The organism is Sphingopyxis sp. MG (assembly GCF_002953155.1).
Classification (GTDB): domain Bacteria; phylum Pseudomonadota; class Alphaproteobacteria; order Sphingomonadales; family Sphingomonadaceae; genus Sphingopyxis; species Sphingopyxis granuli.
The window spans coordinates 1,306,650-1,321,676 of sequence record NZ_CP026381.1 but is presented as its reverse complement, the minus strand read 5'-3'; the positions used below and the strand labels follow the sequence as shown (position 1 = coordinate 1,321,676).

The following is a 15,027-nucleotide window of genomic DNA, read 5'->3' as shown; positions in this document are numbered from 1 at the left end:
ACCCCGAAATCTCCGTCAGGATGCGCATTGCGCCAACGCCTGCGTAACCGGTTTCAGATTGTTTTCGCGGTCATATTCCGACAGCGTTCCGTCCTTCTGATAGGCTTGCATGATGGCCAGGGATTCGCGCAAGGCCGGGCATTGCAGATCCGGGCGCCCGAGGACGGCATAGACTCCGGCGCCGTCCTTCAACCCCACGGCGAGATGCAACCGAGCGCCCTTGTTGCCGCCACTCTTGGCGGCCAGCGAACGGCGAATGGCGATCGCTTCCCGCGCCGCGGCGATCGCCGCCGGCCTGTCGCGGCGGGCGCTTTGAATCTGGGCCAGCACCATGCCGGTCAGCGCCACCGATTCGGGCCAGCCCGCATCCCTGGGGTTCGCCGCCTGCTGCGCCCGCGCGAGGCTCTGCCCTTCGTTGATCGTCGCCAATGCGTCGTCCAGCCGGCCGGCGACGCGGTACATGTCGCCCAGCGACCAGAGCGATGCGACCAGCTTTCGGACCGTGGCGGGGTCGCCCTTCGAGGCGCGAACGATGTCACGGTTGAGGGCCACCGCTTCGCGCATGCGCGCGATCGCCTGGTCGGGCTTGTCGGCATAGCGGTAGACTTCGCCGCTCTGGCGCAACAGGCCCGACAGGGCAATGCGGGTGGCCTGCTCGTCGCGAAGAGCCGGCGGCATCGTCTGCACCAACTTGATGCCCGCTTCGTAGGTCGCTCCCGCCTTCGGCAGGTCATTGTCCCAGCCATAGCTGTCGCCCAGATACAGATAGGCACCGGCCAGGGCGCCGGCGCTGCGCGGCGTCTGCCGCGCCAGCCCACCGAGAAGCCGCTGCGCCTCCTGGGCCTGTGCACGCGCGACCTTGGCATCGCCGTCGCCGTACAAGCTTTCTCCGGCCGCGGTCGCCAACAGGTGGCCGAGCGACAAGGATATGTCATCGCGGCGCGGATAGTCGCGATGCAATTGCCCGAGCAGGTTCAGCGCATGCTGCCGAAGCCGCTTCCCCTCCTCGCGCTTGCCAAGCGATCCGCCGCCGGTGAAGCCGATCAGCTTCGACAGGCGGAAATAGCCCTCGCCGACCTCCAGCCGCACATCGATCGGCGCGTCGCGGTCCGCAGCCAGCTTGTCGAGATAGGTCTTGCCGCTATCGGCAAGCAGCAATTTGGCATCGGTCGTTCCGGGCACCGCGTCGATGGCGTCATAGGCGTCGAACAGCAATATCTTCGCCAAGGCGCGCACGTCGTCGAACCGGGCCTCGGCGCGCAGGCGGGCGTCCTCGGCGCGGGCGTTGGCGACCAGCACGGCGATCAGCGCCGCCGTCAACCCCAGCAGCGCCACCGATGCGAACGCGACCGGCCACCGATTGCGCCCGACGAATTTGGCGAGCAGGTAGCGCTTGCCGCCGCCATATGCCGACACCGGCCGGCCGGCGCGCCACGCGGCGACGTCCCCGCGCAGCATCTGCGCGGTCTCGTATCGCTTGCCGGGATCGGCCTCCGTCGCCCGGGCGATGACGGCATCGAGTTCCGGGTCGCGTTCGGCGCCGTCAATCAGGAACGCCAGCACCTTGCCGAGCGAATAGATGTCGACCAGCGTCGTCGCCTCGCCGCCCGTCATCCGTTCGGGCGCGGCATAGCCGGGGGTCAGGCTGAGCGTCGCCAGCGACGGGCCGACGCCGGCGCGGTCCTGCCACAGCGCCGATACCGGCTTGGCGATGCCGAAATCAATCAGCTTGGCGACGCTGTCGCGCGTCACCAATATGTTCGACGGCGTGATGTCGCGGTGGATGATCAGGTTGCGATGGGCAAAGGCGACCGCGTCGCACACGCTCTCGAACAGATCGAGCCGCCGGTCGAGGCCGGGCTTTTCCTTCGACAGCCAGTCGCCCAGCGAATCGCCGTCGACATATTCCATCACGATATAGGGCAGGCCGCCGCCGGTCTGTCCGCCATCGAAAAGCCTTGCGATATTGGGATGGCCCAGATCGGCCAGCGCCTGGCGTTCATGCTGAAACCGCTCGATCAGCGCTTCGGACAGCAGCCCCGGTTTGATGAGCTTGATCGCGACGACGTGGTTGAAATCGCCGCCGACCCGCTCCCCCTTGTAGACGGTGCCCATGCCGCCCCGACCGATGACGTCGATGATGCGATACTGCCCGATCCGTTCGGGAACCGGTTCGTCGTCGATCATCGACGCAGCCATGCCGGTCTGCAGACCGGGGTCGCCACTTGCGGCCAACAGCGACTCGAGCCGCGCGCGCAGTTCGGGTTCACCCGCCGTTCGCGCGTCGATCCACACAACCCGTCGCTCAGGGGCAACCGCGAGCAATTCCTCGAAAAATCGAAGCACCCGTATTTCGCGTTCGCGCTCGTTCATGCTGATCCCCCCGATCTCGCCCGGGTCGATCCTAGTATATTTTCGCGGCAGGTCGATCCTTTGGATCGCCCTGCGTCCCGGAATGGGAACACCGACGAAAAAGGCCGGGCGGAGCATTCCCCACCCGGCCTTTCGGTCTCTTGCGACGCGAAGAAGCTTATTTCTTCGCGGCGGCCTTCTTTGCCGGAGCCTTCTTCGCAGCGGGCTTGTCCTCGGCAGCCTTGGCGGGCGCCTTTTCCGCAGCCGGCTTGTCATCGGCCTTGGCGGCCGCAGCCTTCTTCGCCGGCGCCTTCTTGGCGGGCGCGGCTTCGGCGGCCTCTTCCTTCTTGGTGGCGGGCTTCTTCGCCGCCGCCTTCTTGGCCGGCTTGGCGTCGTGATCATGGTCGTGGCCGCAGCCAGGGCCGTGGACATGCCCGTCGTCATCGGCCTCGATCGCCGCTTCCAGTTCGTCGCGGGTCACTTCGCGATCGCTGATCTCGGCCTTCTCGAACAGGAAGTCGACGACCTTGTCCTCGTAAAGCGGCGCACGGAGCTGCGCGGCGGCGAGCGCGTCCTGCTGGACATATTCGACGAAGCGCTGGCGATCCTCGGGACGATACTGCTGCGCCGCCTGCGTCACCAGCCGCTGCATTTCCTGCGCGCTGACCTGAACCCCGTTCGCCTGCCCGATCTCGGACAGTAGCAGGCCCAGACGGACGCGACGCACCGCGATCGCATGATATTCGTCGCGATCTTTCTCCAGCTCGGCCTTTGCCGCCTCGGGGTCTTCCTCGTGGCTCGCTTCATGTTCGAGCTGCTGCCAGATCTGGTTGAATTCGGCCTCGACCATCGTCGGCGGCACTTCGAAATCGTGACTCGCCGCGAGCTGATCGAGGAGCTTGCGCTTCATATAGGTGCGCGTGAGCCCGTTATGCTCCTGCTCGACCTGATCCTTCATCAGCTCTTTGAGCTTGTCGAGGCTTTCGAGACCGAGCGACTTGGCGAACTCGTCGTCGATCTTCGTGTCGGCGGGAACCTTCACTTCCTTCACCGTCACGACGAATTCGGCAGGCTTGCCCTTGAGATTCTCGACCGGATAGTCCTCGGGGAACGACACTTTGACGGTCTTCTCGTCACCGACCTTCACGCCGACGAGCTGATCCTCGAAGCCGGGGATGAGCTGGCCCGAGCCGATTTCGACCGCCATGTTCTCACCCGTGCCGCCGTCGAAAGCGACGCCGTCGACGCTGCCCGCGAAATCGATGATCACCTGATCGCCGCTCGCGGCCTTCTTCGTCTTGGGGGCGTCCTCGAAGCGCTTCATCTGCACAGCGAATTCCTCGATCTTCGCCATTACCGCCTTGTCGTCGGCGGGGACAGTCAGCCGTTCGAGCGTCAGCCCGTCGATCGACGGCGCCTCGATTTCGGGCAGCACCTCAAGCGCGACGGTCAGTTCGGCATCCTTGCCGCGCTCGTAACCGTCGGCGAGGGTGACCGCGGGCTGCAGCGCCGGGCGCAGCTTCTGCTCCGCCATCAGCACCTTGACGCCTTCGTCAATCGCCTTGTTGAGCGCATCAGCGGACAGCGCCTCACCATGCATCTTGCGGATGAGGTTCGGCGGCACCTTGCCGGGGCGGAAGCCGGGCATGCGCACGGTCGGTGCGATGCTCTTCACTTCGTCATCGACCCGCGCGTCGATGTCATTCGCAGTGATGATCAGGCGATACTCGCGCTTCAGCCCTTCGTTCAGCGTTTCGACGGTCTTCATTGCCTTGGTCTTATCCTTGCTCAAAATCTCGTAACGATGAACCCCGCCCGAAAGGCAGCGTTCCCCATATCCCGATCGAAGCTCGCGGAGGTGGTGCGGGCGAAGGGACTCGAACCCCCACATCTTGCGATACTGGTACCTAAAACCAGCGCGTCTACCAATTCCGCCACGCCCGCAGGAGCTGTCGGCCGGGTGCACGAAATCGCGCGCTGCCGCGCACGCCCGTGCGGGCCGCGCGGGGCTATAGCAGACGGGACGCCGAGAGCAAGGGTGAACGCCGCCTTTTCCCATGGATGCGGGGGAACGGAACATGGCATCATCCCATTCGTTGAAAGGACAAGGAGATGCATGATGGCGACCAATCCCGACCCGCTGCCCAAACCCAAACCCGATACCATCGAGCCGCAGGCGCCGCCCGAGCAGCCGGTGCAGCCGAACCCACTGGAAGACCCGGCCGGCCGGCCCGTCGAATTGCCCGACGGCCCCGGCGGCGGCGACCTCGACCAGCCCGGCCGGGGTCCCGACGAGTTGCCACCGCAACCCTGACCGGCCCGCCAATCCGGCCTTGACCCGCCCGCCGACTATCCGCACGGTAGGGGCGGGAGAGACGCATGACATCCAGAATCCGGGCCACGGCTCTTTTCGCGGCGCTGCTCGCGCTACCTGCGACTGCACAGGAACGGCCGACCATCTATCGCGGCGGCACGATCATCACCATGGACGGCGACGCGCCGCAAACCGTGCCGGCAGTCGTCGCAAAGGGCGGAAAGATCCTGTTCGCAGGCGACGAGGCGCGCGCGCGCCGTGCCGCCGGCGGAAAGGCCGCGATCCGCGACCTGCGCGGCGCAACGATGCTTCCCGGCTTCATCGACGCCCATTCGCATTTCGGAATCGCGATGCAGATGGCGGGTGGGCTCGACCTGTGGGATACAGCGCTGCCTCCCATCACCGACATCGCCGCGTTGCAGGGGGTGATCCGCGACCATATCGCGCGCCATGGCATCGCGAAGGACGACTGGGTGGTCGTCTGGCAATATGACAATGAGAAGCTGGCCGAAAAGCGTCACATCACCCGCGCGGAACTGGATGCGGTGTCGCCCGATCACAAGATTGTCGTGCTGCACCAGTCGCTGCACGCGCTCGTCGCAAACAGCGCCGCGCTCAACGCGGCCAGGCTGACCGACGCCAGCGAACCGCCCCCCGGCGGCCTGATGCTGCGCGATGCCGAGGGGCATCTGAACGGCGTGCTGCTCGAAAAATCGACCTTCCTGATGCTCGCCGCGATGCCGCAGCTCACACCCGAGCAGAAGCTCGAACGCCTCGTCGCCGCGCAGCAGCGTTATTTCGCCGAAGGCTACACCCACGCGCAGGACGGCGCGACGATGCCCGCCGACCTTGCTTTTTTCACCGGTCCCGACGCGAAGGCCCAGTTGAAGATCGATCTGGCGCTACTGCCGATCTACATGGGGCTCGACGCGCTGCTGGCGCAGCCGGACCTGCACTTCGGCACCTATGACCGGCATGTGAAGCTGCAGGGGATCAAGGTCATCCTCGACGGGTCGGTGCAGGCGCGCACGGGCTATTTCACCCGCGATTACGAGCGCGGCAGCCCCGACGGCATCCATCCGTGGCATGGCCATCCCGCGATGGACCAGCCAGCGTTCGACGATCTTGCCCGCAAGGTAACGACCCGCGACTGGCAGCTGTTCGTCCATGCAAACGGCGACGCTGCGATCGACATGGCGATCAGGGGATTCGACGCCGCGGGAATCACCGCCGCCGACGACCGCCGGCCGATCGTCATCCACTCGCAGTTCCAGCGCCCCGATCAACTCGCCGATTATCGGCGCATCGGCGTCGGGCCCGCCTATTTCTCCAATCACGCCTGGTATTGGGCCGACGTCCACCGCACCAACTTTCCAAAGGAGGTCGTCGATTTCATCAGCCCCTTCCGCTCGGCGCGCGCCGCGGGACTGATCGCATCGAACCACAGTGATTTCAGTGTCACGCCGCTCGACACGCGCTTCATGCTGTGGACGTCGATGGCCCGCGTCTCGCCGACCGGGGTGGTCAGCGGACCCGACGAACGGCTGGGCGCCTATGAGGCACTCCAGGCGCTGACCACCGGCCCCGCGTGGCAGGCGTTCGAGGAGGATCGCAAGGGCCGCATCAAGGCGGGCCTACTCGCCGATTTCGTCATCCTCGACCGCAACCCGCTGACCACCCCGGTCGACGACATCAAGGCCATCAAGGTGCTGGAGACGGTGAAGGAGGGCGAGACGGTATGGGAGGCGAAGGCCGGCTGATCCCGGCTACCGGAAAGCACCGGCATAATAGCTGAAAGCCATCAAGCCCCCTGAAGCGACGTCGTCCATTGGTCCACCGCCGCGCCGAGGACTTCCATCGGCAACGGCCCCGAGGCCAGAACCATGTCATTGTAGGCCCGCGAATCAAATCGGGAGCCCAGGTCTGCCCGGGCCTTCTCCCGCAGGTCCACGATCTGCTGCTTGCCGACCCTGAAGCTGCAGGCCTGCCCCGGATATACACAGTATCGGTCGATGTCGCGCTCGGCCGCATCGCGATTCTCGCCCGCATTGGCGACCATCCAGTCGATCGCCTGTTCGCGCGTCCAGCGCGCATGGTGGATGCCGGTATCGACGACCACGCGACAAGCGCGGAACAATTGCCCCTGAAGATAGCCGATACGTCCCGTCGGATCGTCGTCATAGGCACCGATCTCGGCCGCCAACTGCTCGGCATAGAGCGCCCAGCCTTCCGTCCAGGCCGAGAAGCGCACCGTGCGGCGAAACAACGAAAGCTTGCCAGCTTCCTTCAGGACGCTGGCCTGAAAATGGTGGCCGGGGATACCTTCGTGATGCAACAGCGTGGGGATCCGCCACAGGGCGTTCTCTTCGACCGACCGAAGGTTGATGTAGATGACCGATGGCTGGGCCGGATCGCTGCTGGCGCTGTAGAAGCCGCCTGGCGCACCTTTCTCGATCGCGGGTGATACCCGCCGGACCTCTACGGGAAGATCGGGCACGAAAGCGAAACCCCTAGGCAGGAGGTTCCTTATCCGGGCCAGACGCGCGGTCGCATAGTCGATGATCTCTCGCCGCCCCGCGTCGCTGTCCGCCTTGAGGAAGCGCGGGTCGCGGTCCAGCGCGCTCATCCGTGCGGCGACGCTGCCTTCGGTGAGCCCTTGCGCGCGCAGCAGGCGATCGATCTCGGCGGTCAGTTCCGCCACCCACGTCAGCCCCAGCCGGTGAAGCTCCGCCGGCGCGTAGCCGGCCGTGGTGTTGGAGTGGAGACCCGAAGCGTAATAAGCCTCCCCGTCCGGCTTTGCCCACACGCCTGCCCGATCGTCGGCGCGCGGACGCAGGGCGTCCAGCGCCGCCATCTGACGGGTAAGCGCCGGTGCGACCTGCGCGGCGAAGATCGCCGCGGCACGGCTTTCCAGATCGTTCAGGCCGGCGGCACGGGCGCGGGCCACGGCAGGCCCGATTAGGGGATTCGAAGCAGCGGGCATATCACGCAGCGTCGCGATCTGCGCCACCGTCTTGGCGAGAATGAAGGCCGGCGGCACGACGCCAAGACCGGCGTCATGGGCGATCTGCTCCGTTTCCTGATCGAGGGCGACCACCAGTTGCCGCAGCTTGTCGAGATACCGCTCAGCATCCGCTTCGTTCGCCAGGGGGGAGCGACCGGCGATGCCGTCCGGCAACCAATAATAGGCACCGTTCATCTGGCTGACGACATAGGGGCTGGGGCGCAGATTGATGTCCGAGAAACCGTAGCGCCCATATTGATCGTCCATAGCTCCATAGACAAAGCGCGCGGTGTCATAGTCCAGCGCGGCCGCGGGCGAGAGGGCGGAGCGATCGACGCCGTTCAGTTCGGCCAGGCGCGCCGCATTGGTCTGGCGTGCCCGCGCACGCGCCGCGAGGGAATAATCGCCCAGCCTGTCCGGTCCGCTCTCTTCGTCCCGCAAGGCCTGGGCATGCCGCTCGAGCATGGCGGCGAGACGGACATCGGCGGACGTTCCCACCGCACGGCCTGCGGAGGCGCAGCCGGTGAGAGAAAGGGTGGCGCCCAGCGCAGCCGCGCCGGTCAGAAGATCTCGACGACGCATCAGGTAGCGCTCCATTGTTGCACCAGGGCGTCCAGAACCTCCATCGGCAGAGGGCCGGACCGCAGGATAAGATCATTATAGTCGCCAAGGGAGAAGCGCGGCCCCATGGCATGTCGCGCTGCCTCGCGCGAGGCGCGAATCTGCTGCTTGCCGACCATGAAGCAGCAAGCCTGCCCTGGGTAGACACAATAGCGATCCACCTCGCGCGCGGTAGGCCCGGGCAATTCGCCGACCGTATCGACCATGAAGGCGATAGCCTGTTCGCGGGTCCAGCGCTCGTGATGGATACCGGTATCGACAACCACGCGCCCCGCGCGCCAGAGCTGGGCCTGCAGATAGCCAATCCGCCCGAGGGGATCGTCCGCATAAGCGCCGATCTCGTCCGCCAGTGCCTCGGCGTAGAGCGCCCATCCTTCGGTCCAGGCCGAGAAACGCACCGTGCGCCGGAAAAGCGAAAGGCCGCCCGTGTCCCTCAGCACCGCCGCCTGGATGTGATGACCTGGCACGCCTTCATGGTGGACCAGCGTCGGCAGGCGCCATGACGGCAGGTCGCTGGGCTTCTTGAGGTTGAGTAGGACCGCGCCGGAAGTGCCATCTCGCGGGCCGTTGTAGAAGGCGATGGGCGAACTGTCCTCGCTGGTCAGCGGCATGCGCCGGACCTCGACGGGGTCGTCCACGAAATGGTTGAAGGCGCGGGCGGCGCGGCCCCGCGCAGCGACCAGATAAGCCTTGGCCTGGCGATGGACTTCGGCCCGGCCCGCGTCGGTGTCCGGCTGGATGAAGCGGGCATCCGTATTCAGCGCCGCAATGCGCTCGCCGACCGAGCCGCGGGTCAGATTCAGGGCACGCAGATCGTGATCGATCTCAGCGCTCAGTTCCCGCACCCAATCCTGCCCCATGCGGTGCAGATCGCCCGGCCCGATATTGGCAGTGGTGTTGGCGCGGAGCGAGGAGGCATAGGTCGCCTCGCCGTCGGGTTGAGCCCAGACCCCCCCCTTCGAGGAAGCGCGGGGCATCAGTGCTTGGAGCGCCTGAGCCTGCCTGTCGAGTGCCGGCCTCATCAGGCGGTTGAAGCGCTCGGTCGCCTGCGCACCGACCGTGCCCGACGCCGTGATAGCGGGCGCCAGAAGAGGATTGGCCGCGGGCGCGCTGTCCCGCAACGCACGCAGTTGGGACAAGGTCGCGTCAAGGATAAAATCGGGCGGAACAACGCCCCGCCCGGCATCGTGTGCGATACGCTCGCTTTCCTCGTCGATGCCTTGGGCCAAGGCCTCGATATTGTCGAGATAGGCGCGGCGATCTTCCGCTTCGGGACTGGCCCCACCCGTGCCGAGCCTGGACGGCAGCCAGTAATAGGCGCCGTTCATCTGGCTGACCACATAAGGGCTGGGACGCAGGTCGAGGTCGACCGTTCCCGGCCGTGCCAACTGGTCGTCGAGAACCCCGTAGACGAAGGCTGCCGTATCGTGGTCGATCCGTGCGGCGGGTGACAGCGCGCCGTGGCCGATCCCGGCCAATTCCTTCATGCGGACCGCATTCTCCGCATGCGCCCTCGCACGACCGGCCAGCGACCGATCTCCGACCGGATTGCCCGGCTCCGCGCCGAACCGGCGCAAGGCGTTCGCGTGACGCTCGAGCAGAGCTTTCAACCGGGCGTCGGCGCCTTCGCTCGCGAACAGGGGTCCCGCGCCCGTCCCGATCATCGCGACGCCGGCGGCGGCGCCCAGAAGCATCTGCCTTCTGTTCATTCCCATCTCCGGCCGGTGGCGACCCTCAAGCCGATGCCAGCCAGCGGTCGACCTTGGCTTCCAGCACGTCGAGCGGCAAGGCGCCGGTATCGAGCACCTGGTCGTGGAAGTGGCGGATGTCAAAGCGGTTGCCCAGCTTCTCGGTCGAGCGGCGCCGCAGTTCCTGAATCTTCAACTCGCCGACCTTGTAGGCGCTCGCCTGCCCGGCGTTGGTAATGTAGCGGTCGATCTCGACAACCACGTCGCGCGGCGCCATGGAAGTGTTCGCCATCATATAATCGATCGCCTGCTGCCGCTCCCAGCGAAGGGCGTGCAGGCCGGTGTCGACCACCAGACGCACGGCGCGCAGCATCTCCATGTCGAGATGGCCGAACCACTGATAGGGATCGGTGAACAGGCCCAGATCCTTGCCGAGCGACTCCGCGTACAACCCCCACCCCTCGGTGTAGGCCGTCGCCGGCGCCAGCCGGAAACGCAACATGTCGGGCAGGCTTTCATCCTCCTGCACCAGCGACGACTGATAATGGTGGCCGGGCACGCCCTCGTGGAGCTGGAGCGTTTCCAGCGTCGGGATCGGCCGCGTGTTGAGCATCGCCATGTTGAAATAGAGCACGCCCGGCTCGGACGCGTCGGGCGGGCCGGAGCGGTAATAGCCCGTGCCGCGCTGATCCCCCAGCGCCGGCAGCGGACGCACCTCGAACTCGGCGCGCGGGCGCCGTGAGAAGAGGGTGGGGATTTTTTGCCAGACTTTTGCTTCGATCCTCTCGAAATGGTCGATAAGGTCTTGAGGTTTGGTGTAATAAAAACGGGGCTCGGTACGGATATGTTCGAAAAAGGCGTGAAGATCGCCGGTGAAGCCGGCGGCCTGACGCGCGCCCTCCATCTCTTCGAGGATGCGCGCCACCTCGGACAGGCCGACGCGGTGGATCTCCTCCGCGCTCATCGTCGTGGTGGTGTGCCGCACCAGATCGGCCGCATAGACCCGGTCGCCGTCCTTCATCGACCACAGGCCCGCGCCGTCGGCGGCGGTGGGCAGATAGTCGTTGCGCAGGAAGGTGCGCCACCGGTCATAGGCCGGATAGGCGCGCGTCTCGACCGCCTTGCGATAGGCGGCCTCCAGACGCGCGCGGTCCGCGGCCGCGATCGCTTCGGGAAAGCGGGTGACGGGCGAATAGAGCGGGTTCTGCTCGACCGGCAGCGCCAGGAACGCCTCCACCTGCTTCAGCACATTGTTCACCACGACCTTCGGCTGGTGATAGCCGTCGGCCATGCCCTGACGCAGGCGCGCGACCGTGTCGTTCATGAACCCCGTGAAGCCGTCGAGCTGTTCCAGCGCGATCTCGTAATCCTCGACGCTCGCCAGCGACACGCTGGCCGACATATAGTCCGGAAACTCCACATGCAGCCCGAAGGAGGCGTTCAGGGGCGCCTTGCGCCGGATGGCGTTGACGCCGCTGTCGAACTCCCCGACCGCCTTTTCGGCCTGATAGCGGAACACGTCATAGGCGATCTGGTCGCCCTCCGGCAGCGCCGCCCGGTCGATCCGGGCGAGGCCGGCGAGTTCGGCGCGCTTGTTCGCTTCGAGCCCGGTGGCATAGGCCTCCCCCTGCGGATCGACGAACACCGGCCCCAGCGGGCGCTTGCCGCGGCGGGCAAGGCGCATGGGGTTGAGGAGATCGTCGGCCTGCTGACTGTCGCGGACCAGCTGGGCGAAGCGTTCCCGCGCGGCCGGCTGACCAAGCGCCGCCGCGACCGGCGACCGGGAAATCAGGGCCAGAGAGGCTACGCCGGCGGCTCCCGCAAAGAGTTCACGTCTTTTCATCGTCCGTCCTCGTTCCTTGTTCGCCCGCCCGAAGGCCGCGCGGTTTATCCAGATGGGCGAACCGTGCGCCCATATCGTCACCCCACCATAGCCATCCATGGTGAAGCGGCGACAGGCCCTCGGGACAAAAAGACCTGTCGCCGCCCCGAGCGGATCAGAAGCGACTCGTCACGCCAACGAAGAAGCGGCGACCCAGGATGTCATAGGTCGACGGATCGGTGTTGGACTGGATGCCCGGCGTCCAGGTGCGCGGCGCCTTGTCCGTCAGGTTGTTGACCCCCATGCGCAGCACGAAGCTGTCGCTGACGTTCCAGCTGGTGAGCAGATCGAAATAGTTGATCGCAGGCAGGCTGTTGGCGGTGTTGTAGATGTCCATCTTGCCGACCCGGCGCCAGCGCAGGCCAAGACCGAACGGGCCGTTGCTGTAGTTGACCGAACCCAGCATCTTCCACTTCGGGAAGGTGAAGCCGTTGGTCGAGTCGATGGTGCCAGCCCGCTCGTTGAACGGTCCGCCCGCCGCGTCCTGACGCTGCCAGGCGCGCAGCCAGCCGACCACATAGTTGAGGTTCAGCGAGCCCAGATTGCCCAGACCGGCATCGGCGAGATCGAAGCTCCAGTCGACCTGCAGATCGATGCCCGACGTCTTCAGGGTCGCCAGATTCTGCTGGAGGCCCAGGCTGTTGATCACGTTTCCGGTCAGCGGATCGCGCTCGAACAGCTGGCAATAGCCATTGTTGACGTCATAGGTCGGATTGGTCACACCCGTGGCGTTGAAACAGCCCTGAAGCTGGTTCGTCGCGGTGATGCTGCCGACCACGTCGGTGATCTTGATGCTGTAATAGTCGATCGAAGCCGAAAGACGGGAGAACAGCGCGCTGCCGAAGTTGGGGCGATAGACGGCACCGACCGTCCAGGTATCGGCCGTTTCCTCCTTCAGATTGACGTTGCCGCCGACGAAGCCCTGAATCTGCGTGCTGTTGAAGACATAGCTGTCCACCGCAGCGGCCGACAGGCCCTGAGCGAGGCAGAGCTGGCGCACCTGAGCCGCATCCGGACCGTTGCGATAGGCGCCGCGAATATCGCACGGGTCGCCGCCGAAGACCGGAGCGCCCTGCGCGTTCACCGGCCCGCCGATCTGGGGCGAGCTGATGTCGCGATTGCCGTAGAGTTCGCCGATCGAGGGCGCGCGCACGGCGCGCTGAATGCCGCCACGCACCCGCAGGCTGTCGAACACCGTCCAGTCCACATCGGCCTTGTAGGCCTGAACGCCGCCGATGGTGCTGTAGTCGGAGTAACGATAGCCGAGGGTCAGTTCCAGCCGCTTGATGAGTGGCAGGTCGGTCACCACCGGGATCAGCGCCTCGACGAAGAATTCGGTGGAGTTGGTCGAGCCGGTCAGCGGCTGAACCGGGTTGAAGCCCGCCACCTCGACGCCGCCGATCCGGCCGCCGTCGGGCAGGCCGTCGGCCCCGAGGTGGGGAACGATCGGATTGCTCTGCGACAGGCCGGAGTCCGGACGGAATGCAAAGCTGTCCTCGCGATACTGCGCACCGAGCGCGACGCGGACCTGACCCGCGGGGAGCTGGAACAGGCCGCCCTGGACGGTGCCTTCGAAGATGGTCTGCTCGCTGAGGGTCGAGTTCTTGCTGTTGCGGTTGATGTAGGCGATGCAGCTTTTCGACAGGGTCGTCAGGCCGAACGGGTTGAAGCCGCCTTCGCACAGGCTGGCGCCGCCGGTCGGGTCGTCGAGCAGGCGCTGGACGGCCGAACGGGAGACGTTGCCCGACTGTTCGGTCGAGTTGTCGACGCGGCCGTACTGGCCGCTGAGGTCGTAGCGCCAGTCGCCGAACGGCAGATCGCCGCGCAAGCCGGCCGTGACCTGAAAGACCGTGGTGCTGTCGCGGGCCAGACGGCCGCCGATCGCGTTGAAGCGCTTGTTCAGGCCGAACGACGCCGTCGGATCGGGACGGGCATCCAGAAATTCCCGCAGGTCCGCGGTGATGAACGGATTGGTCGACGGCACGCGGAAGCCGTAGGTCGGCGACGGTCCCGGCATGGGCGTCGGCGACAGGATGGTGTCCGCGCTATATTGGGTGAACAGGACGTTGCTGTAGAGCTCGATGGAATCGGCCAGTTCGTAACGCGCCGCCGCGAAAGCGTTCCAACGCTCCAGCGGAATGCTGAGCATGCCGGTCGCGCCGGTGTTATAGGCCCAGGCCACGCCGGGTTGATGATAGGCGTCCCACTCGGGGCCGCCGGGGCTCTTGAAATTATAGGCGCCGACATGGCTGAACAGCGAGCCGTCGGTATTGTAGCCGAACTCGCCCGTCGGCGTGACGCAGTTGGTGCAGCCCAGATAATTGTTGATGAAAGCCTGGCTGGGCAGATTGGTCGAGTCGAAGGTGGTCACGCCCAGCGGCGACACGCTGTTGCGGCCCGAAACCGCGGAAAAGCCGCGCGCGCTGCTCATGATCGCTTCGCGCGTCGAGCGACCGACCGACAAGACCGCGTGGCCGCGCCCGTCGTCGAATCGGCCGCCGATCGTCATGGTGTAGCTCTGCGTCGCGCCGTCGCCCTGTTCGGTCACGCCATATTGGGCGTCGAGCTGAACGCCCGAGAAATTGTCGTTGAGGATGAAGTTCGCCACACCCGCGAGAGCGTCGGAACCGTAGGTCGCCGACGCGCCGCCCGAGATGACCTCCACGTTGCGGATCAGGGCCGACGGGATCAGGTTGATGTCGACGGTGCCGTTGGCGTTCGACGGCACGATGCGGCGGCCGTTCATCAGCACCAGCGTCCGGTTGCTGCCCAGGCCGCGCAGGTTCAGGTTCGCCTGACCGCCGTTGCCGGGGTTCACCGAACCATTGCTGGTGCCGGGCATGAACTGCGGCATGTCGTTCATCAGCGTCTCTGCCGTGACCGAGCCGGTCGCCTGCAGGTCGGACTGCCCCACCGTCACGATGGGGCTGGTCGAGCTGTAGTCCTTGCGGACGATGCGCGAACCGGTGACGACGATGTCTTCGGACGGGGCGGCTTGCGCGGCGGCGGTCGCGCCATCCTGAGCAGCCGCCGGCGCCGCGGCGAGAACGAGGGCCGCGAAGCCGCCGATCATGGTTGACGCCAGAAGGCGTTCACGGGTGATGCTAAAGGTCAAGAGGAAGCTCCATGGACTCGATGTTGAAGGATAATCGCGTTCTTTCGACGC

General features: G+C 65.9%; 8 protein-coding genes and 1 tRNA gene. 2 read left to right on the top strand and 7 right to left on the bottom strand.

Annotation, left to right across the window (positions count from 1 at the left end; translation table 11 throughout):
* Positions 1 to 15: 15 nt before the first annotated feature.
* The 3 genes from C3E99_RS06030 to C3E99_RS06020 form a co-directional block, all read right to left on the bottom strand.
* Positions 16 to 2,373: a serine/threonine-protein kinase gene (locus tag C3E99_RS06030; protein WP_158682152.1), complete on the bottom strand. Its 2,358-nt coding sequence runs from the start codon at positions 2,371 to 2,373 to the stop codon at positions 16 to 18.
* A gap of 157 nt (positions 2,374 to 2,530) precedes the next feature.
* On the bottom strand, positions 2,531 to 4,120 hold the full coding sequence (gene tig, locus C3E99_RS06025; protein ID WP_104959545.1) for a trigger factor: 1,590 nt from the start codon (positions 4,118 to 4,120) through the stop codon (positions 2,531 to 2,533).
* 91 nt (positions 4,121 to 4,211) lie between these two features.
* A tRNA-Leu gene (locus C3E99_RS06020) sits at positions 4,212 to 4,296 on the bottom strand.
* Positions 4,297 to 4,468: 172 nt separating this feature from the next.
* Between C3E99_RS06020 and C3E99_RS06015 the strand changes: the two genes are divergently transcribed.
* A complete protein-coding gene (locus C3E99_RS06015; RefSeq protein ID WP_419964919.1) occupies positions 4,469 to 4,666 on the top strand; it encodes a hypothetical protein in 198 nt (65 codons plus the stop codon).
* A gap of 65 nt (positions 4,667 to 4,731) precedes the next feature.
* Positions 4,732 to 6,426: an amidohydrolase gene (locus C3E99_RS06010; protein ID WP_067107444.1), complete on the top strand. Its 1,695-nt coding sequence runs from the start codon at positions 4,732 to 4,734 to the stop codon at positions 6,424 to 6,426.
* Between the two features lie 41 nt (positions 6,427 to 6,467).
* Here C3E99_RS06010 and C3E99_RS06005 read toward each other — a convergent pair whose 3' ends face one another.
* From C3E99_RS06005 to C3E99_RS05990, 4 genes are all read right to left on the bottom strand, one after another.
* Complete coding sequence (locus C3E99_RS06005; protein WP_104959544.1) at positions 6,468 to 8,267, bottom strand: DUF885 domain-containing protein; 1,800 nt, start codon at positions 8,265 to 8,267, stop codon at positions 6,468 to 6,470.
* Positions 8,252 to 9,985 (bottom strand): DUF885 domain-containing protein, encoded by a 1,734-nt coding sequence (locus C3E99_RS06000; RefSeq protein ID WP_234002620.1) that lies wholly within the window; start codon positions 9,983 to 9,985, stop codon positions 8,252 to 8,254. Before C3E99_RS06000 ends, C3E99_RS06005 begins: the two co-directional genes overlap by 16 nt.
* Before the next feature lie 40 nt (positions 9,986 to 10,025).
* Positions 10,026 to 11,822, bottom strand: a complete 1,797-nt coding sequence (locus C3E99_RS05995; protein WP_104960331.1) for a DUF885 domain-containing protein — start codon at positions 11,820 to 11,822, stop codon at positions 10,026 to 10,028.
* A 154-nt stretch (positions 11,823 to 11,976) separates the two neighbouring features.
* Positions 11,977 to 14,976 (bottom strand): TonB-dependent receptor domain-containing protein, encoded by a 3,000-nt coding sequence (locus C3E99_RS05990; RefSeq protein WP_104959542.1) that lies wholly within the window; start codon positions 14,974 to 14,976, stop codon positions 11,977 to 11,979.
* Positions 14,977 to 15,027 lie beyond the last annotated feature (51 nt).